Below are 21,642 nucleotides of genomic sequence, written 5' to 3'. Positions count from 1 at the left end.
GGCGGGCCGCCCGGTGTGGCGGCGGCGGCTCAGAAGTGGGTGCCGCCGTCGATGCGTATCTCGGTGCCGGTGATGAACGCGCCGTCCTCGGAGGCCAGCATGGCGACGACGCCGGCCACGGCCTCCGGGCCGGCGAAGCCGTTACCGAGCGCGGGAGACAGCTTGGCGAACAGGCTCCAGTCGGTGTCGTCGGGCAGGCCGGGACCCTGGCTCTGCCTGCTCTCGCCCGATCCGTCGGTCATGCCGGAGGAGATGGAGCCGGGCTGCACGGCGGTGAACCGGATGCCCTGCTTGCCGTACTCGGCCGCCAGCGCGTGGGTCATGGACTGGACGCCGCCCTTGCTCGCCGCGTAGGCCGCCATGTACGGGTGCGCGAACGTCGCCGAGGTCGAGCTGAAGTTGACCACGGCCGGGGCGTTGCCCTCCAGGAGCGCCGGGATCGCTTCGCGGATCATCAGGAACGTGCCGGTGAGGTTGACCGAGACGACGCGGGTGAAGTCGGCCAGGGACGTGGCGTGGGTGTGCGAGGAGCGCAGGATGCCGGCCGCGTTGACCAGGACGTCGAGGCCGCCGAGGGCGGCGAGTGCGGAGGCGACACCCGTGCGTACGGAGGCCTCGTCGGAGATGTCGAGGGGCAGTGTGGTCAGCCGCTCGGCGTCGCTGCCCGCCTTGGCGTACGTGTCCTTCAGCCCCTCCTCGCTCACGTCCGCGGCCACCACCTCGCCGCCCTCGGCCAGGAGGCGCAGCACGGTGGCCTGGCCGATGCCCGAGCCGCCGCCGGTGATGAGTGCGCGACGTCCGTGAAAGCGGTTCATGGGGGTCTCCCTCTGGTGCAGGTGCGGTACGCGTGGTGCGGCGACCTCGCCGCACCGATGTCCACAGTACGCCTGGGTGACACGTTTTGCCACGACGGCGTGACGTGCCTGTGGGAGGTGTGGCCGCGTACGCTTCACCCATGAACCAGTTCCGGCCGTCCCGCTCCGCCTCGCCCTCGCTGACCGAGCGCCGCAAGGCCGCGACGCAGCTGGACATCGCCCGCGCCGCGGCGGAGCTGTTCACCGAGAAGGGACCCGACGGCACGACGGCGGAGGAGATCGCGGACCGGGCGGGTGTCGCCCTGCGCACGTTCTACCGGTACTTCCGCAGCAAGCAGGACGCGGTCGGTCCTCTGCTGTCGTCCGGTGGTGATCACTGGCGGGCCCTGCTCACCGAGTCGGGCTCGCAGGTGTCGCTCGCTCAGGCCCTGGAGTCCGCCGCGGTCGCGTCCCTGTCTCCCCCGGGGCCCGCGACGGAGGACGAAGGCCTGCGCTGGACCCGCGGACTGCTGCGGGCCGCCCGGAACGACCCCGCACTGCGAGCCGTCTGGTACCGGGTGAATCAGGAGTCGGAGGAGCGGTTGCTGCCGATCGTCACACGTCTGGCGGGTCCTGACCCCGATCCGCTGGAGGTGCGGCTCGTCGCCGCCGCGGCGACCGACGCGATCCGGGTGGCGCTGGAGACGTGGGCCCTGACGGACACGGAGGACGGCGACACGGTCTCCCCCGCGCCGCTCGTGGTGCGGTGCCTGCGGGAGCTGACCGGCGGCCTGCGTCTGCTGACCGTCACGTCCTGATCCGGGGCGAGGCGGCACGGCGGCCGGCGCGGGCGCGTCGGCGTCGGCGGCACGTCACGTGCGGACCGTCCATACCGCCGGGCCCCCGCCGCGCCATTCGATCAGGTCCGACGTCACCACGTCGATGTCCTCCAGACCGGCCCGGCGGAGGAACTCCTCGACGTCCCGCAGGTCGTACGCGAGACCCAGGATCTCTCCGTTCGCACGGACCCTGCGACCGCCGCTCGGCGACGGACGCCCGACCACCACAGGTCGCCTGGCCATGACTCCATGGTCCACCCGTCCGGGCGCCACCGCAGCTCGTCCGCCTGGCGGGCGCCCGTGCCCGTGGCTCTCAGACTCCTGTCGCGGCCGCCGTGATCGGCACGTGGTCGCGGGCCAGGCCGTTGTCGTCCAGCAGCCGGCCCATGCGCTTGACGGTCCGCAGGGTGATGCTCCGCTCACTGATCCGTATTCCGGGGTGCCGGCGCAGCATCCGCTCCTCCAGCGCCTCGCAGTCCCCGGGAGAGCGCAGCCACACGGACAGCAGCAGGTTGTCCGAGCCGGTGACGGACGAGCACAGCCGGGTCTCGGGCATGGCGGCCAGCGCTCTCGCCGTCGCCTCGGTCCCCGGGCCGGGAACCGTGATGCGGAAGGCGGCGATGACCGGCCAGCCGGCCAGTTGCTGAGTCAGGTCGCACCGGAAGTAGACCTCGCCGCCCGCGATCATGCGTCGCAGTCGCCGGCGCACCGTGGTCTCGGTCAGGCCGCAGGCACGGGCGAGCTCCGCGTGGCCGCGGCGGGCGTCGGCGCCGAGGGCCAGCAGCAGTCTGCGGTCGCTCTCGTGCGACCCGCTGCGCGGGCTCGGACGGCCCCGGCTCGTGCCCCCGCCGCCGAGGTCCGAGCGCTGCCGGGCGTTGAGTGTGTGCACGAGCCAGCTGCTGCCCTCCCGGTGCACCGCCGTGCAGACGCTCAGCCGCACCGAGCGCACACCGGTCAGGCCGCCCAGCCGCCGGACGGCGAAGTCGTCCAGGGACGGCAGGTCACGGGCGGCCACGCTGAGGAACAACTGGTGTTCTCCCGTGGTGCGTTCCAGGCTGAACACCGGTCCCCAGGACGTGAGGCGACTGGTCAGCGGGTCCACGGCGCCCGCGTCGCAGGCGAGGTCCACGTAGCCGATCACGGAGGTGTGCTGCGACGGATACGCCGTCATCCAGGCCGCGCCGCTGCCGGTGAGCCGCCGCCAGCGGCGTGCCGCGGTGGTGGCGTCGATACCGATGACCGCGCCGATCCGGGACCACGGTGCCCGCGGGTCCAGCTGGAGGGCCTCCACCAACGCCAGATCGGTCTCGCTCAGCTCGGTGACGTCGCCGGCGGGGGTGGCCGGCCCGGGCCCGCCGGGCAGCTGAGGGGCGGTGTCGGTGGACAGCACGCGCGCCATCATGTCAGCGCGGAGGGCGCAACTGAAGACCGTCGCGCGGCGATGTCCGCTGCCGCTGCCCGGCAGCGGCGCGCCGGTGCGCCGGTTTCCGGCACCGAGGCCCCCGGGGCGGCCGGATTCCTGCGATGCGGCGGTGACGGACGACGGCCGGTGCAGGGTGTGCGCCAAGCGTCGCCTCTGGGAGTGGGAGGCCCTCCTGTGCACCGGACCACCCGGACCACCGCGGTCCTGCTCTTCGTCGCCTGGGCCGTCGACTACATCGACCGCCAGGTGATCAATCTGGCTCTGCCGTCGATCGGTGAGACGTTCGGCCTCACCCACGGCGAGCGGGGCATGCTGTTGTCGGCGTTCTTCGTCACCTACGCCCTGACGCAGATTCCCGCCGGTCTGATCGCCGGCCGTTTCGGCGGTGTCCGGGTGATGTCCGTCGCCCTCGTCCTGTGGTCGGTCTTCACCGGACTCACAGCGGTCGCCTGGTCCTTCGCGGCGCTGCTGTTCTTCCGCCTTCTCTTCGGTGTGGCCCAGGGCCTGTTCCCGGCGGCGGCCCTCGAGGCGCTCAGCCGCCGCAGCGTACCGGCCCAGCGGCTCACGACCAACGGCTGGATCCAGAGTTCCAACGCGGTCGGTGGACTCCTGGCCGCCGTGCTGGACGGCCTGCTGCTGGCGCAGTGGGACTGGCGCGTCATGTTCGGCGCCGTCTCCGTACTGGGTCTCGCGGTGGTCGCCGCGGTCCGGCACTGGTTGCCCGGCCCCCTGCCGGAGGAGCAGACCGGCCCCCTGCTGAAGAGCGCCGGCCCGGGCGCGGGCGCTCTGCTGCGGTCCCCGGTGATCTGGGGCTTCGCGGTGATGTTCTTCGCCTACGACACGGTGGTCTGGGGACTGAACAGCTGGAGCGCGTCCTACCTGATGGAGGAGCGCGGCCTGCGGGTGGGCGACGCGGGTCTGGTGTCCTTGGCCCCCACGTTGCTCGCGGCGGTCGCCGTCGTCGTCGGCGGACGCCTGTCCGACCGGTTCGAGGGCCGGCCCCGGCGCATCGTCGTACCGGCCATGTGTGCCGCCGCCGGCCTGCTCGTCCTGTTGCCGCTGACCGCCTCGCCGGCCGGATTCGTGGTGGTCGCCACCCTCATCAGCACGGTGATGGGACTGTGCTACATGCCCTGCTTCTCGGTCCCCCTGCGCAGTCTGCCGCCCGGCCTGACCGGCGTCGCCTCGGGCGCCGTCCTCTTCGGCGGGCAGCTCTCCGGGATCGTGGTCCCGACCCTCTTCGGCCATGTCGTCGACGCCTTCTCGTACCGCGTCGCCTTCTGGGCGCTGGTCCTCGGCCCCGCCCTGGCCGTCGCCTCCGTGCTCCGCGTCCCCCAGACCACCGACCGTTTCCTGGCGCGACTCGGCGCCGCCGTCAGCGACACCCCCGTGAAGGAGGACGACAGTGATGCGTCCGCAGCTCCCCGCTCCCTCTGAGACCGCTCTGAACACCGGTCTCGCGGCCCACCTGCCGCACTGGGAGGAGGTCTACCGCGACCTGCACTCCCATCCCGAACTCGCCTTCGAGGAACACCGCACCGCGGGGGTCGTGGCCCGGGAACTGGCCCGCGTCGGAGGCTGGGAGGTCACCCGGAAGATCGGTGGGACCGGTGTGGTGGCCGTTCTGCGCAACGGTGACGGCCCCGTGGTGTGGCTCAGGGCCGACATGGACGCCCTGCCCGTGCGGGAGGAGACCGGCCTGGACTACGCCTCCGTCGAGGCCGGCCTCATGCACGCCTGCGGCCACGACGTCCATGTGGCCGCGCTCCTGGCGGCCTGCCGGCAACTTGCCGCTCACCCCGACGCGTGGCAGGGGACCGTGGTGGCCGTCTTCCAGCCCGCGGAGGAGGTGGGCCGCGGCGCCCAGGCCATGCTGGACGACGGTGTCCTGGACCGCTTCCCGCGTCCCGGGGTGGTACTCGGCCAGCACGTGGGCCCGCTCCCCGCCGGTGTGGTGATCACGCGGCCGGGCACCGTCATGGCGGCGGCGGACAGCGTCGACATCACGCTGCACGGTGCGGGCGCCCACGCGTCCGCACCTCACCTCGCCACCGATCCCGTCGTGATGGCCGCCGCGGTGGTCATGCGGCTGCAGACCCTCTCGGCACGGATGGCACCCCTGTCGCCGTCCCCTCTCCTGACCGTGGGTGCCATCCACTCCGGGACCGTGCCCAACGTCATTCCGCACGTCGCGGAACTCCGGTGCAGCCTGCGGACGTTCGACGAGGCGACACGCGAGCAGGCACTCACCGGCCTCGGGCGCATCGTCCGTGCGGAGGCCGACGCCCAGGGCGCCACCCGCGCCCCCGAGGTGAGGACGTACGACTCCTTCCCGCTGACGGTCAACGACGCGGACGCCACCGCGCGCGTCCTGGCGGCCCTCGGCGACGAGGGGGTCCTGACCCGTGTCCTGCCCGCCCCGCTCGCCGCCAGCGAGGACTTCGGCCGGTTCGCGACGGCGGCCGGCTGTCCGTCGGTCATGTTCCACTTCGGCGGGGCCGCTCCGGAGGACTTCGGCGCCGAGGCCGTCGCCGCCCTGGAACGCGGCACGCTCCCGCCGGGCACCGTCATGAACCACTCCCCGCACTACGCGCCCTCCGACCGTCACGCCGTCGCCTCCGGTGCTCGCCATCTCCTGACGGTCGCCGGTTCGTGGCTGGGGAGCGACGACGCCGGAGGCCTGCCGGACCCGAGGTGAGCGTCGCCGGCGGGCCGCCGTCGGAGCCCCGGTCACGTGAACGCCGTGACCGGGGCCCGGGACTCACCTACGGCGGACGGTGGCGGCCCGCGTCAGTTCCGGTACCGGAACACGATCCGGCCGCGTGTCAGGTCGTACGGCGGGAGCTCCACCAGAACCCGGTCCTCCAGCATGATCTTGATGTAGTTCTTGCGGATCTTTCCGCTGATGTGGGCGAGCACCTGGTGGCCGTTCTCGAGCTCCACGGTGAACATGGCGCTGCGCAGGCACTCGACGACCCGGCCCTCGACCTCGATGACGTTCTTGTTCCTGGTCATCGCACCAGCTCCAGGTTGCTGCCGAGCGGCCGGGCACCGATGCCCTCGAACAGCGCCGCGGCTGCCCGGTTCGCCTCGTGGATCTCGGTCCAGGCCGAGCCGGTCCCGGAGCGGTGCAGCGCCCCCAGCGTGTGGGCCATCAGGGCCCGCGCGATGCCGCGGCGCCGCTCGCCGGCCCGGACCGCGAGCAGTCCGATGCGCGGCCGGACCGGGTTCACCACCCGGATCAGCCCCAGGTAGCGGTCGTGCGCCGCGGCCACCGCGTACTTCGACGGGTCGACGACGGTGTCGCCCTCGGGCCGGGCGATCACCTCAGCGGGCATCGACCGCCATCCGACCGTCGTCCCGATCTCGTCACGGATGGCGCGGTCCAGCTCCCGCAGCAGACCCTCGTCCGCCCGGCCGGCCGGCACGATCGTGACGCCCGAGGGCGGCAGGACCGCCCCGAGACCCGTGGCCCGCGGGTCGGTCGGCACGACGTACTCCCATTCGCGGCGCCCGATCGTGAACCCCGCCCGCTGCCAGGCGGCGATCAGCTCGATGTCGGCCGCGTCGACCACCGTGTACAGCGGCGGGGGCAGTTCCGCCGGCATCGCCTCGGCGAGCCGGTCGAAGGCGGTCGTGTGCCAGGCGTCGATGGTGACGAACAGGCGTCCGTCGGGCCGGTGCTGCGCATGCCCCCGGCCGACCACCAGGTCGTCGTCCAGTGCGTGCCACTGCCCGTCGGCGACGCGCGTGATGATCACCGCGTTCCCGCTCGGGCCTGAGGTGTGGGGCTTCGTGTTCATCGGAGTCTCCTTCAGGAGTGCCTCGGTCTCAGGCGCTCCTGGCGACACCGAACGTCAGCCGTCGGACCGTGACGGGTTGAGGGAGCACCCATGGGTGACTGTGTTCACGGGGCTCACCTCCCTACGACGGCTTTACGGTCCACCAGGAAAGTAGCAGCGGATCCCGCCTCGCACGAGCTGTTTTCCGGCAAGGGACGCAGCCGTCCGGGGGCTTGGTCGACGACACACCCCGCCGGAGTGAGCGCGACAGGCTGCACAGCGGGATCATCTGCGGTAGAAGCACCGTGCCCAGCCTCCGAACCGTGTACGTCCCTCGTATCCGTGCGGCGCCGCCCACGGCACCGGCTCAAGCCTCTCGAGCACCGCGGTCCCGAGAGTGCGGACCGGGTCCTGGCCCCACGCCAGTACGCAGAAGGGGAGGTACGCGATGCGCCGGTGGAAGGGGTGGTACAGGTTCCGTAAGGGCTGTGTCGTCGTGGCGGCCGGCATGACGGCCGTGTACTGGACACTGCGCACCGTGCAGGCCGGCATCGATCTGTACGGATCCGTCAGTCCCTGGGTGTGACGGCCCGGGGAGCCGACGGGCAGCCGAGCGGTGGGGTCCCGGACGGAAGGGACGCCGGAAGGGCCCCACTGCGGAGACGGGCCCGGCCGCCGTGCTCCGTGCCGGGACGGAGCACGTCCGGACGGGGCCGTGGTCTCACGCGCCGGGGGCGCGGAAGCCGACCTGCCGGCGGGTGGCCTCGTCGACCTCGTCGACCGTGAGCAGCGGTGTCGCTCGGGTCTGCACGCCACCGCCGGCCTTGACGGCGAGACTGACGGCGGCCATGGAGATCGCGTCGGGAAAGTCGACGATGAGCACGGTGTCGTCCGCTCCGAAGGCGAAGTACATGGCCTCGACCTGCCCGCCGAGGCCCGTGACGACCTGCTCGACGGCGGCGCGTCGGCCGCTCGCGCCGTCCTTGAGGACACCCTTCGAGCCCTCGGACGTGTAGGTGGCCTGGATGAGGAACTTCGGCATGGGGACGCTCCGTGACCATCGTGTGTCGGTGTAGAAGTGACCTTCCCGCTGTTCCGCCGGCCGCCGTCCGGGGAAAGGCCGGATTCACCCGTTGGGAGCCGGCTGCCGGGCGTCAGGCGCGCGCCCGGCGTGAAGCCGCCCGGCCGGGCCGCGGGCGGCCGGGCGCCCCGGCCGCCTCGGCTACGTGGGCGCCGGCTCCGCCGGTCCGGGCATCCCACTGGGAGCGGCCTCTCGGTCCGGTCCGAGCTCCGGCCCGGTGCTCTCGCCGAGGAAGCCGCCCGACTGGTGCTGCCAGAGTTTGGCGTAGGCACCGTTCGACGCGAGCAGCTCCTCGTGGGAGCCCTGCTCGACGACGTCTCCGCGGTCGAGCACGACGAGACGGTCCATGCCGGCGACGGTACTCAGCCGGTGGGCGACGACGAGGGCCGTACGTCCGTCCATGAGCCGCCACAGGGCGTCCTGGACGAGGAGCTCGCTCTCCGAGTCCAGGGCGCTGGTCGCCTCGTCGAGCAGCAGGATCGGGGCGTCGCGCAGGATGGCCCGGGCCAGGGCGACGCGCTGGCGCTGACCGCCGGAGAGCTTGACGCCCCGTTCCCCCACCAGGGTGGCGAAACCGTCGGGGAGCTGGTCGGCGAACTCCGTGACGTGCGCCGCCTCGGCCGCCGCGCGGATCTCGTCGTCGGTCGCGCCGGGGCGGGCGAAGGCGATGTTGTCCCGCAGGCTGCGGTGGAACATGGCGGGTTCCTGCGGGACGTAGGCGATCAGTGAGCGCAGGTCGACCTGTCGCAGTCGGCTGGTGTCCTGGCCACCGATCAGGATGCGTCCGCCGTCGATGTCCGACATCCGCAGCAGGAGGCGGGTGAGTGTGGTCTTGCCGCCTCCGGACCTGCCGACGAGACCGATCCGTGCGCCTGCGGGGACGTCGAGGTCGAGTCCCTGGAAGATGGGTTTCGCACCGGCGTGGGCGAAGGTCACCGTCTCGAAGCGGATGCCGGTGTCCCGCGGCAGGAGCGGTTCGGGTGCCGCCGGGTCCAGCACGGTGGGCGGATCCAGCAGGAGCTCCGTGAACTGCGCGGCCTCCGTCATCGAGCTTTCCAGCCGCCGGTAGATCTGATTGAACTCGAACATGATCTGGGTCGCGTTGGAGAAGTAGGTGAAGGCGACGACCACCTCCTCCACCCCCTGGCCCGGGCCGCCGAAGGCGATGGCGACCAGCAGACCCAGCACGTTGGTCAGCACGGACATGGGGGCGATCAGGATGTCGACGCGCAGATTGCCGTAGTCCCAGGACCTCAGCGTCAGACGCCGCGAGTCCGCGACCCGGCTGCGGTGTTCGTCGGCCTCCCGCCGCTCGGCCGCGAACGCCCGGATGGTCTCCATGTTCGCGAGGCTGTCGGCGACGTGGCCGGAGACCCGGGCGATGGCCGCCTCACGGTCGTTGACCAGCCTCTGCCTGCGGCGGACCAGGGGTGTCGCGGCGAGCACGGTCAGCGCGATCATCACCAACAGGCCGGCGACGAGCATCGGTTCGTAGCTCCACAGCACCACGGCGCCGAACACCAAAGGGACGAGACTGCCCAGGATCCGGTACGTCAGCGTGTCGACGAAGTCCTCGAAGCGCTTGCCGAAGCTCAGCACCCGTTTGGTCAGGGAACCGGCGAAGTTGTCGTGGAAGAACGCCGCGTCCTTGGCGAGGAGTTCGTCCATGCCCTGCACGTACAGGTGTTCCATCCCGAGGGCTTCGACGCGGTTGAGGCAGTGCTGCCCCACCCGCCACACGGCCTCGGCGAGCAGGAGGGTCACGCCGAATCCGAGTACGTACGGCAGCGCCGAGGTGAGGGTGAGGCCGTTGTCGTCGGCAGCCTGCCCCGCCAGTTTGGCGATCAGCAGCGGAGCGACGTAGCGGATGCCGATGTTGCCCACGGCCGGCAGCAGCAGCGCGGGCAGGGCCAGCAGCCGCAGTCGCAGCAGTTCCCGGCCGTAGCGGCGCAGAGCCAGAACGACCGCGCTCCTGCCGGGCGCCGGCCCTGACGTATCTGTGGTCCCCATCACACTCCCGGTGGTTCGGAGGACGGAAGTCTCCCGCCGGACGAGCTTCTCGGTCCAGGCATTTACCGCGGACCGGCGATAACCGGACACTGTGGTCTTCCCTGCGGAGCCGTCGGCCGGTGGGCGCGGACCGCGTGCATGGCGCCGGTGGCCTTCACCTGGGCGCGGGGCATCGGGCGGCGGTCCTCCGGATCAGCAGTCCGAAGGCCACTCCCCCATGTAGAGCTCCAGTTGGCCGTGGAACTCGTCGATGTCCGACAGCTCACGGGACATGCTGTGCAGGACCGAGACCGCCCTCACGAATCCGTGGACGTCGGCACGGAGGAACGCAGGAGCCGAGGAGAAGACCACGGCGATGGCCCAGGGCGTGCGTGCGCCGCGTTCCCTGAGCAGGTCGCAGTTGTCGGCGTACTCGTCGGGTCTGTCCAGGGCGCGTCCGAGCGCGGCCTGGAGATCACTCTCCTGCCGTACGTCGGCCAGGTCGATCTCCAGGACGGACAGGGTGGACCCGGTCAAGGTCCCCCACAGGGCACCGTGTCGTTCCTCGACGATGAAACAGGGCTGTGCCGGCAGCCAGGGCATGGCGTCTTCCACGTCTGCCCACGTGTCGAGGAACTGGTCGTGCGTGCTGACCGAGCCGTGTCCTGTCAGCGTTCCTGCCCGAGCCGCCGGGTGCGGGAGCGCCGGGAGCGGCGTACGGGAGCCGGGTCGCCGGCGCCCGGGGCGGCGGGCGAGGAGAAGCCTCCGGCGACGACCGGCCGTACGGGGGCGGGCGCCTGCGCGACGGGGCGGTCGGGGGTGCGGCGGGGGCGTTCGGCGCGGGCCAGGACAGTGGCGTTCGGGATCAACGGTGCGCAGGTCTCGCAGACCTCTTCGACGCTCCACACGCGGCGCATGACGGGGTCGTGACGCAGGATCATCAGGACGGCGCCGGCGCAGTGGGTCTTGGCGTCGGGGTGGGCGCCGCAGTGCTGGGAGCCGCAGTGGCACCAGGCGTTGGGGCGGACGGTGGCCGCCTTCGCGTGGGCGGCGGCGTGCCGGGCGGCGAAGGCCCGCAGCGCCGCGAGGTCCTCGGAGCGGGCCGGCATCCGGCAGGCCGGGGTGCTGCAGGTGACGGAGGCGGCGGTTCGGCCGTGGCCGACGATACGGACGGTCCAGGCCCGCCCGGGGACGCGCTCGGTAGAGGTTTCGGTGTGCACGGTCGTCACGGCCGCTTGCTCCAGGTTGATCGGTGATGTGTGGCTCCACTATGTGCTACCCGCTATGGCGTTGGGCAGCAGATTTCGGCGCGGGGTTTCGTGGATCCCATGTGGTGCGTCGGCGGGCCTGCTGCGGTGTGGCGGCAGACGGCCGGTACCGCAGGCCGGCTCTGGGCTGTCCACGAACGCGTGGAGGGTGGGATGGCGAACCTTACCGTGGACCTGCTGGGAGGCCAACGCGACGTATTACCCGTCCCTGACTCGCGCTTCGGGCGAGGCTCCGGTGGATGTCCTGTGGTTCATCGAGGGCAGCGAGGACGACGAGTGGGCTCGGTTGGTACGGCATCTGCCGAAACCGGGGGGGCAGGGGTGGCCGGTGGTGCGATCACCGGACGGTGTGCAACGGACGTCCAGAGCGACTACACGGCGATCGTGGACCTGCTCTCGGGTCATGCGCCGGCGACGGACGGTGCTGACACTCACTCAGGTGACGCCCATGGCGGAGCTCTTCGTGTGGCACAGAGGCCGTTGTCAGAGGCGATTGACAAGATTGCGGCCATGAACGTCACTCCTGTCACTCCGCCGCGGCCGATCGACGTTGTCGCGGTCTTTCCCCAACTGGCCCCGCTGGCCCGCACGGCGACCCGCCTGCACCCCCGCCCCGGGGCGCCGACGTGGCACGACAGCTCCATCGGCGGGCCGCTGCTGTGGCCTGCCGAGGAGCCGTGGCCGCACTGCGAGGAACCGCATGTGCTGGACGGCGTCAACCCAGCCAAGTCCCCGACGGATCTGCGGCTGGAACGACGGATCTTCGCCGTCTCGCACGGCCGGGACCTGACTCCGGAGGAACGGGAGACTCTCGAGCGGATCCGGCCTCCTCGGAACTATCCTTCGAGACTGGCGGTCCAGTCGTACGACGGCCCCATAGCGATGCTGCCCGTCGCGCAGCTGTACGCACGGGATGTGCCCGATCTGAGCCCGCCGGAGGGAAAGGACCTGCTGCAGGTTCTGTGGTGCCCTTTCGATCATCCGATCATGCCCAGGACCCTGCTCTTCTGGCGTTCGGCAGCTGCCGTCACCGACATCCTCGGCACGCCCCCCGAACCGTCCGCAGTGCAATTCGACGGCTATCTACCGGAGCCGTGCGTGCTGGAACCGGAGCAGATCACCGAGTACCCCGACCATCTGGAGCTGAGCGAAGAACTGCGCGAGCAGCTCAAGCAGTGGAGTGTGCCGCAGGCAGCAGCGGAAGACATGGACCCGGACACGTACTACGACTGCGTGCTGTCCAACGCACCCGGCTGGAAGGTCGGCGGCTGGCCCGCCTGGAACTCCACCGACCCCAGCCCGCGGCCCTGCCCCGAGTGCGGCACCGGCACGGAGGTCTTGATGACCGTCGCCACGTTCGAGGAAGGGGACGACGCCGGGAACAGCTGGTCTCCGCACCCCCACCCAGGTGGTGGACCGTACCCCGGCCACCGCGGCTACAACGCGACCGGGGTCCAGATAGGCAGCGGCTACCGGCAGCACCTGTTCGTCTGCCCGGCGGAGCCCGAGCATCCGCACATCGAGTTGATGACGTATCCCGTCCGCACTGTGCAGCCGGGGCGTCACGGTGCGGGCATGCCGTGACGCAGGGCGGCCAAAAGGACGAATCACCCGACCGGCAGCCGAGCCCGGCTCAGTGCGTGCCGCCGACGCCGCCCTCGATCAGCGCGGACATCGCGCCCATGGTCGCCCCGGTGACATCCCCGGTGACGTACGTGACCGCCGTCCGCGAACCGTCCGCCGTGACGCCGGCCCAGGCGTGGTAGCCGAGCAGTTCGCCGAAGTGGGAGTAGAAGCTGCCGCCGGGGAGCGGAAGTTCGGCGAGGCCGAGGCCGTATCGCGCGCCTTCGATGCCGATCCCGGGCGCCGGGACAGTGGCGGTCATCTCGGCGAGCCGTGCCGCGGGCAGCAGTTCGCCGCCGAGCAGCGCGGCGTAGAAGCGGCCGAGGTCGCGGACGCTGCTGATGAGGGCACCGGAGCCGACGGCCATGCTGGGGTTGAGGAGCGTGACGTCGAGCGGCGTCCCGGTGCCGAACGACGCCCAGCCCCGCGCGTGCGGGCCGGGGACGAACGGTGACTCACCGGGGGCGCTGGTGGCGTCGAGGCACAGGGGGCGGATGATCCGGTCGGTGATCTCCTCGGCCCAGCTCCGGCCGGTGATCCGCTCGATGATCAGCGCGGTGAGCAGGTAGTTGGTGTTGGCGTACGACCATTTCTCGGGCGCCGACCCGAGCCGCAACGCCGCCCGTGCCAGCTCCTCCGGCGCGTAACTCCGCAGCCGTTCCGCCCGGTAGCCCTTCGCGCTTGTCAGCGCCGGGATCCCGGGGTCGCGCAGGCGGCTGGTGTGGCGCAGCAGGTCGCGTACGGTGATGTCCCGCGTCACCTCCGGCAGCCAGTGTCCTACGAGGGTGTCCAGGGTCAGGTCGGGGAGCTGGAGTGCGACCACCGCCGTGAACGTCTTGGTGAGGCTCCCGATCCGGAACCGGCCGTCGCGCGGTGTCCCGGCGAACGCGTGGCGCCGGCCGTACGGCGACATCACCTCCGCGCCCACCCCCGCGACGCCGGTGGCCAGGATCGCGTCCACCTGCCGCTGGAGAGGACCGTCCGTCGAGGCGGACGCGGGGGTGGTGGCCGGACCCCGGGAGGCGGGTGCGGACGCCGCCGCCGGCCTCCCGGTCAAGCCCACCACGACCGAGGCCATTCCAGCGGTCAGGACGGCCCGGCGTGACGCGGGTGTGCGCATGGTGTTTCCCCCTTCGGTTTCTCCCATCCCACCAACGCCGGGAACCGACGCCCATCCGGCGGTCCCCCCTCCCGACCCCCGGCTGGCCCCCATATGGACCCGGGGGCCCCCGGAGCCGACCCAGTGGGTCTTGTCGTGTCGAGGGCGGTCCTGGCACTGGCGCGGCATCGAGAGTCTGCCTGAGTTCCGGCCAGGCTGGATCCTGCATCTTCAACGTCGATCAGCTGGCCTCAGTTCTCGCATGCACGCATGCTCTGGCTGAAAGGACGCCTGTTTAGATCACCCGGAAGGGCGCCCTACTCACTCGGTTGCTCGATCTGCCTACCTTTGCTCAGCGACAGCGGTGAACCTTCTCGGTCCGGGTGAAGCACGTATCGCGGTGCTGCCCAAGGCCCGGTCGCTACCAGTTGAGGAGCATCACTCCGGCGCCGGCCCCGCTTGGGGAGGCCGAAGAGCGCGACCTTCGCCCCGGGGCGCAACCGGTGCTGCTCGGCGGCGAGGGCGAGCGGCAGCGGAAGGGTGGCGCAGGCCGCTTGGTCGATGCGGGGGAAGGTGGACCACACGCTGTCCGGGCGGATGTCCACCCGGTTACAGAAGACGTGCAGGAAGGGCACGGAGGGCTGGTGGACGCAGACCAGGCCGACAGCGTCCAGGTCCGTTCCCTACCGTGCACCTGCCGGGCCCTCCCGTTGAGCACCTGCAGATCTGGGGGTGCCCACCGGTGAAGCCTGAGCCCCGTCCGCACGCAGGTCGCCGCGGCCGCCGACCCGCTGGGCATCGCGGCAGCCGTCGCGCTGCATCAGGTCCCGTATCGCGTCCTCGAACCGGCTTAGTGCAGCCCATTCATCTGGGACAGCCCGTAGCGCAGACCCTGCGCTCGCACCGCCTTCCACCGGGCCCGCTGTTGCCGACTGTAGAGCCATCCGACACCCGCCAGCACGGCGAGACCAGGCTGACGACGGGGACCCACCCGGGGGCGAGCAGCCAGTTGACCACCATCTCCACCAAGCCGATGAGGGCCGCCGCCACCAGGGCGAGGGCGAGCAGCTGCGCGTCCCGCTGCTGTTGCCTGCGGCTGGGTCGCCTCGTACGCCGCCGACCGAAGTGGCCGAACGCGCCGGCAACAGCATTGAAGCCCTGCTGACCCGCTGCGCGAAGTGCCTCGGCGGACGGCAGGACGTCACCAACCGTCGCATCGAGGGCCTGCTCTGCCAGTACGAGTGAGACAACCTGCATGCCGCCTGGGGCCTCCGTCATGAGGGCCTGTCCGGCGGGCCTTCCGGGCGCGCGCCGTCGGACATCCTGCCGGGCCAGGCGCGATGTTTGAAAGGATCGGACGTCGTTGCCCGTACCGGCCACACAAGACGAGCTCGGACCGTGTGGTCGAGAGAATCAGGAGTCGTTCCATGTCCGATGAAATCCGGCTGCTCCCGGTGACCGGCGAAGATCTCGATCTGTTCGAGCGCGAGTTCAGTGGACCGGAAGGGACCGGCTCGTACCAGTGGTTCGGCTTCACGTCACTGGCGGGCCTGCGTCGGCAATTCACGGAAACCGGCCTGCTCGGCCCCGATGGCGGCGTGCTCTCCGTCGCGGAGGCGGGCAGGACGGTGGGCCGGGTTGAATGGTTCGCCAGTACCTGGGGACGGCCCGCCACCTCAACCTGCTGGAGTCTGGCGATCGGTCTGCTGCCCGCCGCCCAGGGCCGCGGCATAGGCACCCGGGCGCAGCGACTGCTGGCCGAGTACCTCTTCGATCACACCAGGGCCGAACGGCTTCAAGCCTGGACGGACTGCGCCAACCTCGCCGAGCAGCGCGCGCTGGAGAAGGCGGGCTTCGTCAGGGAGGGGGTATTGCGCTCGGCACAGTGGCGCGGCGGCCAGTGGCACGATCAGGTGATCTTTTCAATGCTCCGCGCGGACCGGTCCGGCGGCGAGCCAAGACGGTGATCGATTCGGCCCCCTTCACCGCTTCCAGCCGAATCGTCCCGCGGCCAGGCTGGGCCTTGACCCCTGATCTCGGACACGGGTTATGCGGCCGGCGCCGGCGTCGTTGATGTCGAACTGCCCCGAGACCGGCCGGATCGGCCTGGTGTGGATCCCCGAGGCGCCATCGTCGTCGGTGTCCGGGGCGTCGACGCCGAGGATGCGGCCAATGTTCCGGGCGAACGCGGCGGACGTCATGCTCTGCTCGAGCCCGCCCCAATTCAACCTGTACGGCGGGAGGAGCTACAAGACCGTTGACAGAGCTGGGGGCGCGACGTGGCGCCGAAGGGTCATGCTGTGAAGCAGCGGGCGAGCAGGGAGAGGAGAGTGTCCAGGGCTTCGGTGTAAGCATGCCGGGGCGGGGTGGCGTAGCCGACGACCAGACCGGGCGGATTGGGGCCTGGTCCGACCCAGTAGCTGCCGAGCCCGGCGAGGGCGAGGGACTGGGTACGGGCGGCGCGGAGCACCTCCCGTTCGGCGGGTCCGTCCGGCGACCAGCGGATCAGCGCGTGCAGACCCGCGTTCTCGCCCATCAGGCGGGCTCCCGGCACGTGTGCGGCGAGGCCGGTGCTGAGCTGGTCGCGGCGCATACGGTAGTGGTCCCGGCACTGCCGTATGTGTTGGTCGTAGGCGCCGGAGAGCAGAAGGTCCGCCACGACCATCTGGGTCAGCGCGGCGGAGTGCTGGTCGGCCATGCGTTTGGCGTTGGCGATGCGCTCGACCCAGTCCGCCGGCACGGCGAGCCAGGCCAGCCGGAGTCCCGGGGCGAGCGTCTTGCTGGTGGTGCCGGCGTAGATCACCCGGTGCGGGGCCATGGCCTGCAGCGCGCCAACCCGGTGCCGACCGTATTGGAACTCCCCGTCGTAGTCGTCCTCCACGATCACGGCGTCTGCCGCCTCCGCCCAGGAGACCAGTGCCCTGCGGCGTTCGGCGGACAGGGTGACGCCCAGCGGGTACTGGTGGATCGGGGTGACGACCGCGGCCCGGCCGCGCAGGTCCCCGGGGAGCAGCCCGTCGCCGTCCACGTCGACGGGGTGCGTGTGGAGCCCGGCGAGCCGTATGACGTCCCGGAAGTGAGGGTAACTCGGGTTCTCGACGGAGACCGTGCCGACGCCCTGTTCCGCGAGCACGGTCGCTATCAGGCCCAGTGCCTGGGTGAAGCCGTGGCAGATGACGATCCGGTCGGGGTGCGTCACCACTCCCCGGCTACGCCCCAGGTACTCGGCGAGGGCGCGGCGTAGTTCCGGACGGCCCCGCGGGTCGCCGTAGTCGAGGGCCTGCGCGGGGGCCGTGTTCAGCACCCGCTGCGTCGATTTGATCCAGGCGGCGCGCGGGAAGAGCGTCACGTCCGGCATGCCGGGCCTGAGATTGTGGCGCCACGGGTTTCGGGAGCCGGGGTCCGGGCCGCGCTCGGAGACCGCCCGGGGCGCCGGGGAGCGGGCTACCCGGGTTCCGGAGCCCTGGACGGTTTCGAGGTATCCCTCGGCGGTGAGGTGGTGATAGGCGCTGACAACGGTGCCGCGGGCGATGCCTAGGTCAAGCGCTGCGCCGCGGGTGGAGGGCAGCCGGGTCCCTGGCCGCAGCCTGCCGGTCTCGATCGCCTGTCGCAAGGCCGCCACGAGCTGTTCGCCGCGGCCTCGCCGGAAGCGCAGGTCCAGGTCGAGGTGCAGATCCGGACTGGCGGTGCGCTGCCCTATGTTCACTGCGCGGTCCACCCGCCGTCGACGGCCAAGGTCTGGCCGGTGACGTAGGAGGCCTCGGAGGATGCCAGCCACAACACGGCGGATGCGACCTCTTCGGGTCGGGCGAGCCGTCCGAGTGGGATGTTGCGCAGATAGAACTCGTCCGCCGACGCACCGCGGTTGCGGCGTGCCTCTTCCAGCATCGGGGTGAGGACCGGGCCGGGGCAGACCGCGTTGACGCGGATGCCTGCCGGGCCGTAGTCGATGGCGGTGGTGCGGGTGAGTCCCACGACGCCGTGTTTGGCGGCGGTGTAGGGGGCCGCGTTGAGGTAACCCACGACGCCGGCGATGGAGGAGACGTTGACGATGCTGCCGCCTCCTTGACGCAGCATCACCGGTATCTCATGACGCATCGACAGCCACACGCCCTGGAGGTTGGTATCCACGATGCGGTGCCAGTCGTCGACTTCGAACTCGTGCAGTTTGCGACCCGATCCGGGTACGCCCGCGTTGTTGCAGGCTATGTGTAACGCGCCGTACTCGGCCAGCACGCTGTCCACCAGCCCGGCGACCTGCTCGTCGTCCGTGACGTCCGCCGGGCGGGCGATGGCGGTGCCTCCCCCCTCCTCGATGACGGCGACCGTTGCCTTCAGCTCCTCGGTTCGCCGACCGGTGACCACGACGGCGGCTCCCTCGCGGGCGAAGGCGACGGCTATTGACCGGCCGATTCCGGTGCCGCCTCCGGTGACCAGGGCGACCTTGCCGTCCAAACGCTTATCCGACATGACTACTCCTTCATCAGGGTCGCGACGGACTGCTGGATGCTCGCGGCATACGGGACCACGATGGGCTCCAGCGCCGAGCTCGCCGGGTAGGGCACGCCCAGGGAGCCCAGCCTGACTACGGGAGCGCGCAGTTCGGCGAAGGCGGCCTCGGTCACGGCGGCGGCGATCTCGGCGGAAGGGCCGTAACGCACCCACGACTCGGTGGCGACGACGACCCGGCCCGTCTTGCGTGCCGACCGAGCGAGAGTGGCGATGTCCAGCGGCCGCAAGGAGCGGATGTCCACGACCTCGGCGTCGATGCCCTCCTCGGCGAGGTGTTCGGCAGCGACGAGGGATTCGCCGACCATCCTGGACAGCGTCAGAATGCTGACGTCGGTGCCCGGACGTACGACCTGTGCCGTGCCGAGCGGCACGATGTGGTCGCCCTCGGGTACGGGGCCGCTCTCCTTGTAGAGCAGTTTGTGCTCCACGAGGACCACGGGGTCGTCGCTGCGCAGAGCGGAGGTCAGCAGGCCCTTGGCGTCGGCGGGGCTGCTGGGCAGCACGGTGTGGATGCCGGGCAGGTGCGCGGTCCAGGCCTCGAGCGACTTGGAGTGCTGGGGACCGGCGTTGATGCCCGCGCCGCCCTGGGTGCGGATGACGATCGGCACCGTGACCTGGTCGCCGTAGGCGAACGGGAAGACGGCCGCGCCGTTGGCGATGCTGTCCAGCGCGAGCGTCATGAAGTCGGTGTACATCATCTCCACGACCGGGCGCAGACCGCTCAGGGCCATGCCGACCGCCGCGCCGACCATGCCGTTCTCCGAGATCGGGGTGTCCACGACGCGTTCGCAGCCGAACTCGTCCAGCAGTCCCCGGGAGACGGAGAAGACTCCGCCGTACACACCGACGTCCTGGCCTAGCAGGATGACGCGGTCGTCCCTGCGCATCTCCTCGCGCAGGGCGGCATTCAGGGCGTCGCTGTACGTCATGTCGTTCATCGGGGCTCCCCTCCGTCCCACCGGGCGGCGTACACGAGCAGGTCGGCCGGGTCCGGCCAGGGGCTGGCGGCGGCGAAGGCGACGGCCGCTTCGATCTCCTCGTCCACCTCGCGGGTGATGCGGGCGAGGTCCGTCTCGAGGACGCCGGCCTCCCGCAGCCGGGCCGCGGTCAGCTCGAGCGGATCGGTGTAGCCCTCCCACTCGTCCTCCCACCGGTAGCCGCCGCGGTCGGAGCCGGAGAAGGCGCAGTCCCTGAAGGTCACCGCCTCGACCAGGGTCGGTCCGCCGCCGGTCCTGGCACGGGTGAACGCCTCGGCGACGGCGTCCCGTACCGCCTCCACGTCACTGCCGTCGACCCTGGTGGCTGGTACCCCGTAGGCGGCGCCGCGCCGGTGCAGCTCCGTCTCGTGGACATGGCGGTCGAGGCGGACGCTGAGCCCGTAACCGTTGTTCTCCACCAGGACGACGACCGGCAGTTGCCACAGCGCGAGCATGTTCAACGACTCGTTGAAGGCACCGGAGTTGACCGAGCCGTCGCCGGTGACGCACAGCGTGACCCGGCTCTGTCCAGCACGCTTGTGGGCCATGCCGTGGCCGACGGAGAGCAGCAGTGAGTGGCCGACGATGCCCGACGGTCCGAGGAGGCCGTGCTCACGGTCGCCGATGAGCATATGGCCGCCGCGTCCCTTGCCCTGGCCGCCGACCCGCCCCATCATCTCCGCGAAGGTGGCGCCGAGCGGCAGCCCGCAGCCGACGTACAGCGCGTGCGGACGGTGGGTGGCAGTCACGATGTCGCCTGCTTCCAGCAGCGCGGTGGCGCCGATGCCGACCGCCTCCTGTCCGATGCCCAGATGCATCGGCCCCTTGATGAGCCCTGCCTCGGTCAGTGCGGTGATGCGGCGGTCCAGCTGTCTGGTGAGGGTCATGCGCCGGAACAGTTCCAGCAGGGGGACCGCGCTGGTTGCCGGCTCGTGGGTGGGTGTGAGCGTATGCATTGAAGATCAGCCAACCTTCTCGAACGGGATGGGCTGGGGAGCGAGCTGCAGACGGCGGCGCAGTGGAGCGACCAGGGCAAGGCCGCCGGCCAGTCCCATGACCCCCAGGGCGGCGCACGACAGCCAGAGGGCGCCGGGCCCCAGGGAGGCGTACACATACGCTCCGGCCGGTGGCCCGATGAACTGAGCTGCTGCGTACGACCAGCCGAACGTGGCCTGATAGCGGCCCTGGGCGTGCTCCGGGGCCAGGTCGGCGACCAGCGAGCCGACGAAGCTCGCCGCGCCGATCTCGCCGACGGTCCAGAGGCAGACCGTCACCAGGTATTCGGCTCTCGTGTCCGCCAGGGCGGTGGCGGCCATGCCCAGGCCGAAAACCAGCCAGGACACACTCAGGACGGCCAGCCGGTCGTACCGTTCCAGCCAGGCGGAGAGCACCGGCTGGGTGACACCGATGATGATGCCGCTGATCAGGAACACCGCACCGTAGAAGCCGGCTCCGAGACCATCGTCCTTGATGGCCAAGGGAAGACCCACGGTGATCTGTGCGGCCACCACGCCGTTGAGCAGGTTGAGCCCGGTCAGCGCGAGCAGCAGCCGGTCCCGGGTGGCCCGGACAGTGGTGGGGGTGCCGTCGGAATCGGTGCGCCGTGCCCGGCGGTCCGCCGGCAGCAGTATGGCGGTCACCACGGCGAACGTGGCCGTGGTGAGGGACTGCACCAAGAACAGGGTCCAGTAGCCGTGACTCGTCAGCAGACCGGCGATCAGCCCGCCCAGCGCCACTCCGAGGTTGACAGCCCAGTAGACGAGGCTGTAGGCGCGCGGGCGGTCGGCCGCGGGCACCACCTCGGCGACCACCGCGGCGGCGGCCGGCCGGTAGACGTCCGCGACGGCGCCCACCAGGAAGGCCACGGCAAGGATCGCCGGGAGCCCGCGGGCGGCGCCGAGCAGGGCCACGGCCGCGGAGCTGGCCAGGAGACCGCCGACCAGGGTGAGTCGCGGGCCCCAGCGGTCGGTGAGCAGACCGCCCAGCGGCTGGGACACGAGTCCGCCCACACCGACCGCGCCGAGGACGAGTCCGGCGTCCTGCGCCGACATGCCCTGCTGCCCCAGGTAGAGCACCAGGAAGGGCACGACCATATTGCCGATGCGATTGATGAACTGCCCTGCAAAAACGATCCAGAAGCTCTTCGGAAGCCCTTGCAGACGGGTTATCGATAATAATTTACGCATCGGTCTCGAACCTGGGTGCCACGAGTCCCCCGACCCATTCGATGACATTTTGAAGGCAACGCGTCACGG

23 protein-coding genes are annotated in these 21,642 nt (G+C 71.1%); 6 read left to right on the top strand and 17 right to left on the bottom strand.

Features of this window, described 5'->3' with window-relative positions:
• Positions 1 to 29: 29 nt before the first annotated feature.
• Complete coding sequence (locus ACGF3H_RS17535) at positions 30 to 815, bottom strand: SDR family NAD(P)-dependent oxidoreductase (protein WP_362493590.1); 786 nt, start codon at positions 813 to 815, stop codon at positions 30 to 32.
• A 140-nt stretch (positions 816 to 955) separates the two neighbouring features.
• Here ACGF3H_RS17535 and ACGF3H_RS17530 point away from each other — a divergent pair, with 140 nt between their 5' ends.
• Positions 956 to 1,612 (top strand): TetR family transcriptional regulator, encoded by a 657-nt coding sequence (locus ACGF3H_RS17530; RefSeq protein ID WP_362493593.1) that lies wholly within the window; start codon positions 956 to 958, stop codon positions 1,610 to 1,612.
• 54 nt (positions 1,613 to 1,666) lie between these two features.
• Here the strand turns inward: ACGF3H_RS17530 and ACGF3H_RS17525 are convergent, their stop codons facing one another.
• Both ACGF3H_RS17525 and ACGF3H_RS17520 read right to left on the bottom strand, forming a co-directional pair.
• On the bottom strand, positions 1,667 to 1,876 hold the full coding sequence (locus tag ACGF3H_RS17525; protein WP_362493595.1) for a hypothetical protein: 210 nt from the start codon (positions 1,874 to 1,876) through the stop codon (positions 1,667 to 1,669).
• Positions 1,877 to 1,946: 70 nt separating this feature from the next.
• On the bottom strand, positions 1,947 to 3,023 hold the full coding sequence (locus ACGF3H_RS17520) for an Lrp/AsnC family transcriptional regulator (protein WP_362493598.1): 1,077 nt from the start codon (positions 3,021 to 3,023) through the stop codon (positions 1,947 to 1,949).
• A 207-nt stretch (positions 3,024 to 3,230) separates the two neighbouring features.
• On the opposite strand from ACGF3H_RS17520, the gene ACGF3H_RS17515 reads away from it, so the two are divergent.
• Both ACGF3H_RS17515 and ACGF3H_RS17510 read left to right on the top strand, forming a co-directional pair.
• Positions 3,231 to 4,493, top strand: coding sequence for an MFS transporter (locus tag ACGF3H_RS17515; RefSeq protein ID WP_362493601.1), 1,263 nt, complete (start codon positions 3,231 to 3,233; stop codon positions 4,491 to 4,493).
• A complete protein-coding gene (locus ACGF3H_RS17510) occupies positions 4,465 to 5,754 on the top strand; it encodes an amidohydrolase (RefSeq protein ID WP_362493604.1) in 1,290 nt (429 codons plus the stop codon). The genes ACGF3H_RS17515 and ACGF3H_RS17510 overlap by 29 nt, the downstream gene beginning before the upstream one ends.
• Positions 5,755 to 5,846: 92 nt before the next feature.
• Here the strand turns inward: ACGF3H_RS17510 and infA are convergent, their stop codons facing one another.
• Both infA and ACGF3H_RS17500 read right to left on the bottom strand, forming a co-directional pair.
• Complete coding sequence (gene infA / locus ACGF3H_RS17505) at positions 5,847 to 6,071, bottom strand: translation initiation factor IF-1 (RefSeq protein ID WP_031047878.1); 225 nt, start codon at positions 6,069 to 6,071, stop codon at positions 5,847 to 5,849.
• A complete protein-coding gene (locus ACGF3H_RS17500) occupies positions 6,068 to 6,859 on the bottom strand; it encodes a GNAT family N-acetyltransferase (RefSeq protein ID WP_362493607.1) in 792 nt (263 codons plus the stop codon). Before ACGF3H_RS17500 ends, infA begins: the two co-directional genes overlap by 4 nt.
• Positions 6,860 to 7,286: 427 nt before the next feature.
• On the opposite strand from ACGF3H_RS17500, the gene ACGF3H_RS17495 reads away from it, so the two are divergent.
• Complete coding sequence (locus ACGF3H_RS17495) at positions 7,287 to 7,424, top strand: hypothetical protein (RefSeq protein WP_362493609.1); 138 nt, start codon at positions 7,287 to 7,289, stop codon at positions 7,422 to 7,424.
• 135 nt (positions 7,425 to 7,559) lie between these two features.
• On the opposite strand, the gene ACGF3H_RS17490 is transcribed toward ACGF3H_RS17495, so the two are convergent.
• From ACGF3H_RS17490 to ACGF3H_RS17475, 4 genes are all read right to left on the bottom strand, one after another.
• The gene (locus ACGF3H_RS17490; protein ID WP_362493611.1) at positions 7,560 to 7,880 is read right to left on the bottom strand and encodes a GYD domain-containing protein; all 321 of its coding nucleotides are present in this window, start codon (positions 7,878 to 7,880) and stop codon (positions 7,560 to 7,562) included.
• A 180-nt stretch (positions 7,881 to 8,060) separates the two neighbouring features.
• Positions 8,061 to 9,929: an ABC transporter ATP-binding protein gene (locus tag ACGF3H_RS17485; RefSeq protein WP_362493614.1), complete on the bottom strand. Its 1,869-nt coding sequence runs from the start codon at positions 9,927 to 9,929 to the stop codon at positions 8,061 to 8,063.
• Positions 9,930 to 10,121: 192 nt separating this feature from the next.
• The gene (locus tag ACGF3H_RS17480; RefSeq protein WP_362493617.1) at positions 10,122 to 10,511 is read right to left on the bottom strand and encodes a barstar family protein; all 390 of its coding nucleotides are present in this window, start codon (positions 10,509 to 10,511) and stop codon (positions 10,122 to 10,124) included.
• Between the two features lie 65 nt (positions 10,512 to 10,576).
• Complete coding sequence (locus tag ACGF3H_RS17475) at positions 10,577 to 11,137, bottom strand: hypothetical protein (protein WP_362493620.1); 561 nt, start codon at positions 11,135 to 11,137, stop codon at positions 10,577 to 10,579.
• A 549-nt stretch (positions 11,138 to 11,686) separates the two neighbouring features.
• On the opposite strand from ACGF3H_RS17475, the gene ACGF3H_RS17470 reads away from it, so the two are divergent.
• Positions 11,687 to 12,760: a hypothetical protein gene (locus ACGF3H_RS17470; protein ID WP_362493622.1), complete on the top strand. Its 1,074-nt coding sequence runs from the start codon at positions 11,687 to 11,689 to the stop codon at positions 12,758 to 12,760.
• Between the two features lie 49 nt (positions 12,761 to 12,809).
• Here ACGF3H_RS17470 and ACGF3H_RS17465 read toward each other — a convergent pair whose 3' ends face one another.
• The gene (locus ACGF3H_RS17465; protein WP_362493625.1) at positions 12,810 to 13,919 is read right to left on the bottom strand and encodes a serine hydrolase domain-containing protein; all 1,110 of its coding nucleotides are present in this window, start codon (positions 13,917 to 13,919) and stop codon (positions 12,810 to 12,812) included.
• A 296-nt stretch (positions 13,920 to 14,215) separates the two neighbouring features.
• A complete protein-coding gene (locus ACGF3H_RS17460; RefSeq protein ID WP_362493698.1) occupies positions 14,216 to 14,572 on the bottom strand; it encodes a 3-oxoacyl-[acyl-carrier-protein] synthase III C-terminal domain-containing protein in 357 nt (118 codons plus the stop codon).
• 753 nt (positions 14,573 to 15,325) lie between these two features.
• Between ACGF3H_RS17460 and ACGF3H_RS17455 the strand changes: the two genes are divergently transcribed.
• Positions 15,326 to 15,865, top strand: a complete 540-nt coding sequence (locus ACGF3H_RS17455; RefSeq protein ID WP_362493627.1) for a GNAT family protein — start codon at positions 15,326 to 15,328, stop codon at positions 15,863 to 15,865.
• A 15-nt stretch (positions 15,866 to 15,880) separates the two neighbouring features.
• On the opposite strand, the gene ACGF3H_RS17450 is transcribed toward ACGF3H_RS17455, so the two are convergent.
• The 6 genes from ACGF3H_RS17450 to ACGF3H_RS17425 all read right to left on the bottom strand — a co-directional run bounded on the left by ACGF3H_RS17450 (position 15,881) and on the right by ACGF3H_RS17425 (position 21,573).
• Complete coding sequence (locus ACGF3H_RS17450) at positions 15,881 to 16,099, bottom strand: hypothetical protein (protein WP_362493629.1); 219 nt, start codon at positions 16,097 to 16,099, stop codon at positions 15,881 to 15,883.
• A 92-nt stretch (positions 16,100 to 16,191) separates the two neighbouring features.
• Complete coding sequence (locus ACGF3H_RS17445; RefSeq protein ID WP_362493632.1) at positions 16,192 to 17,604, bottom strand: PLP-dependent aminotransferase family protein; 1,413 nt, start codon at positions 17,602 to 17,604, stop codon at positions 16,192 to 16,194.
• Entirely contained in the window at positions 17,601 to 18,368 is a 768-nt protein-coding gene (locus ACGF3H_RS17440) for a glucose 1-dehydrogenase (protein WP_362493635.1), read from the bottom strand. The genes ACGF3H_RS17445 and ACGF3H_RS17440 overlap by 4 nt, the downstream gene beginning before the upstream one ends.
• 2 nt (positions 18,369 to 18,370) lie before the next feature.
• Positions 18,371 to 19,348 (bottom strand): alpha-ketoacid dehydrogenase subunit beta, encoded by a 978-nt coding sequence (locus tag ACGF3H_RS17435; RefSeq protein ID WP_362493638.1) that lies wholly within the window; start codon positions 19,346 to 19,348, stop codon positions 18,371 to 18,373.
• Entirely contained in the window at positions 19,345 to 20,343 is a 999-nt protein-coding gene (locus ACGF3H_RS17430; protein WP_362493641.1) for a thiamine pyrophosphate-dependent dehydrogenase E1 component subunit alpha, read from the bottom strand. The genes ACGF3H_RS17435 and ACGF3H_RS17430 overlap by 4 nt, the downstream gene beginning before the upstream one ends.
• 6 nt (positions 20,344 to 20,349) lie before the next feature.
• Positions 20,350 to 21,573, bottom strand: a complete 1,224-nt coding sequence (locus ACGF3H_RS17425) for an MFS transporter (protein WP_393816500.1) — start codon at positions 21,571 to 21,573, stop codon at positions 20,350 to 20,352.
• Positions 21,574 to 21,642 lie beyond the last annotated feature (69 nt).

Origin of the sequence: Streptomyces sp. NPDC048185 (assembly GCF_043202495.1) — a bacterium.
Classification (GTDB): domain Bacteria; phylum Actinomycetota; class Actinomycetes; order Streptomycetales; family Streptomycetaceae; genus Streptomyces.
The sequence above is the reverse complement of the archived record's forward strand: the minus strand, read 5'-3'. Positions and strand labels throughout refer to the sequence as shown.

Coding starts and splice junctions, on each gene's coding strand:
- ACGF3H_RS17480 (WP_362493617.1), bottom strand. CDS start 10,511: ATGCCCTGGCTGCCGGCACAGCCCTGTTTCATCGTCGAGGAACGACAC.
- ACGF3H_RS17500 (WP_362493607.1), bottom strand. CDS start 6,859: ATGAACACGAAGCCCCACACCTCAGGCCCGAGCGGGAACGCGGTGATC.
- ACGF3H_RS17470 (WP_362493622.1), top strand. CDS start 11,687: ATGAACGTCACTCCTGTCACTCCGCCGCGGCCGATCGACGTTGTCGCG.
- ACGF3H_RS17485 (WP_362493614.1), bottom strand. CDS start 9,929: ATGGGGACCACAGATACGTCAGGGCCGGCGCCCGGCAGGAGCGCGGTC.
- ACGF3H_RS17435 (WP_362493638.1), bottom strand. CDS start 19,348: ATGAACGACATGACGTACAGCGACGCCCTGAATGCCGCCCTGCGCGAG.
- ACGF3H_RS17430 (WP_362493641.1), bottom strand. CDS start 20,343: ATGCATACGCTCACACCCACCCACGAGCCGGCAACCAGCGCGGTCCCC.
- ACGF3H_RS17525 (WP_362493595.1), bottom strand. CDS start 1,876: ATGGCCAGGCGACCTGTGGTGGTCGGGCGTCCGTCGCCGAGCGGCGGT.
- ACGF3H_RS17530 (WP_362493593.1), top strand. CDS start 956: ATGAACCAGTTCCGGCCGTCCCGCTCCGCCTCGCCCTCGCTGACCGAG.
- ACGF3H_RS17495 (WP_362493609.1), top strand. CDS start 7,287: ATGCGCCGGTGGAAGGGGTGGTACAGGTTCCGTAAGGGCTGTGTCGTC.
- infA (WP_031047878.1), bottom strand. CDS start 6,071: ATGACCAGGAACAAGAACGTCATCGAGGTCGAGGGCCGGGTCGTCGAG.
- ACGF3H_RS17425 (WP_393816500.1), bottom strand. CDS start 21,573: ATGCGTAAATTATTATCGATAACCCGTCTGCAAGGGCTTCCGAAGAGC.
- ACGF3H_RS17510 (WP_362493604.1), top strand. CDS start 4,465: ATGCGTCCGCAGCTCCCCGCTCCCTCTGAGACCGCTCTGAACACCGGT.
- ACGF3H_RS17535 (WP_362493590.1), bottom strand. CDS start 815: ATGAACCGCTTTCACGGACGTCGCGCACTCATCACCGGCGGCGGCTCG.
- ACGF3H_RS17465 (WP_362493625.1), bottom strand. CDS start 13,919: ATGCGCACACCCGCGTCACGCCGGGCCGTCCTGACCGCTGGAATGGCC.
- ACGF3H_RS17440 (WP_362493635.1), bottom strand. CDS start 18,368: ATGTCGGATAAGCGTTTGGACGGCAAGGTCGCCCTGGTCACCGGAGGC.
- ACGF3H_RS17450 (WP_362493629.1), bottom strand. CDS start 16,099: ATGACGTCCGCCGCGTTCGCCCGGAACATTGGCCGCATCCTCGGCGTC.
- ACGF3H_RS17455 (WP_362493627.1), top strand. CDS start 15,326: ATGTCCGATGAAATCCGGCTGCTCCCGGTGACCGGCGAAGATCTCGAT.
- ACGF3H_RS17490 (WP_362493611.1), bottom strand. CDS start 7,880: ATGCCGAAGTTCCTCATCCAGGCCACCTACACGTCCGAGGGCTCGAAG.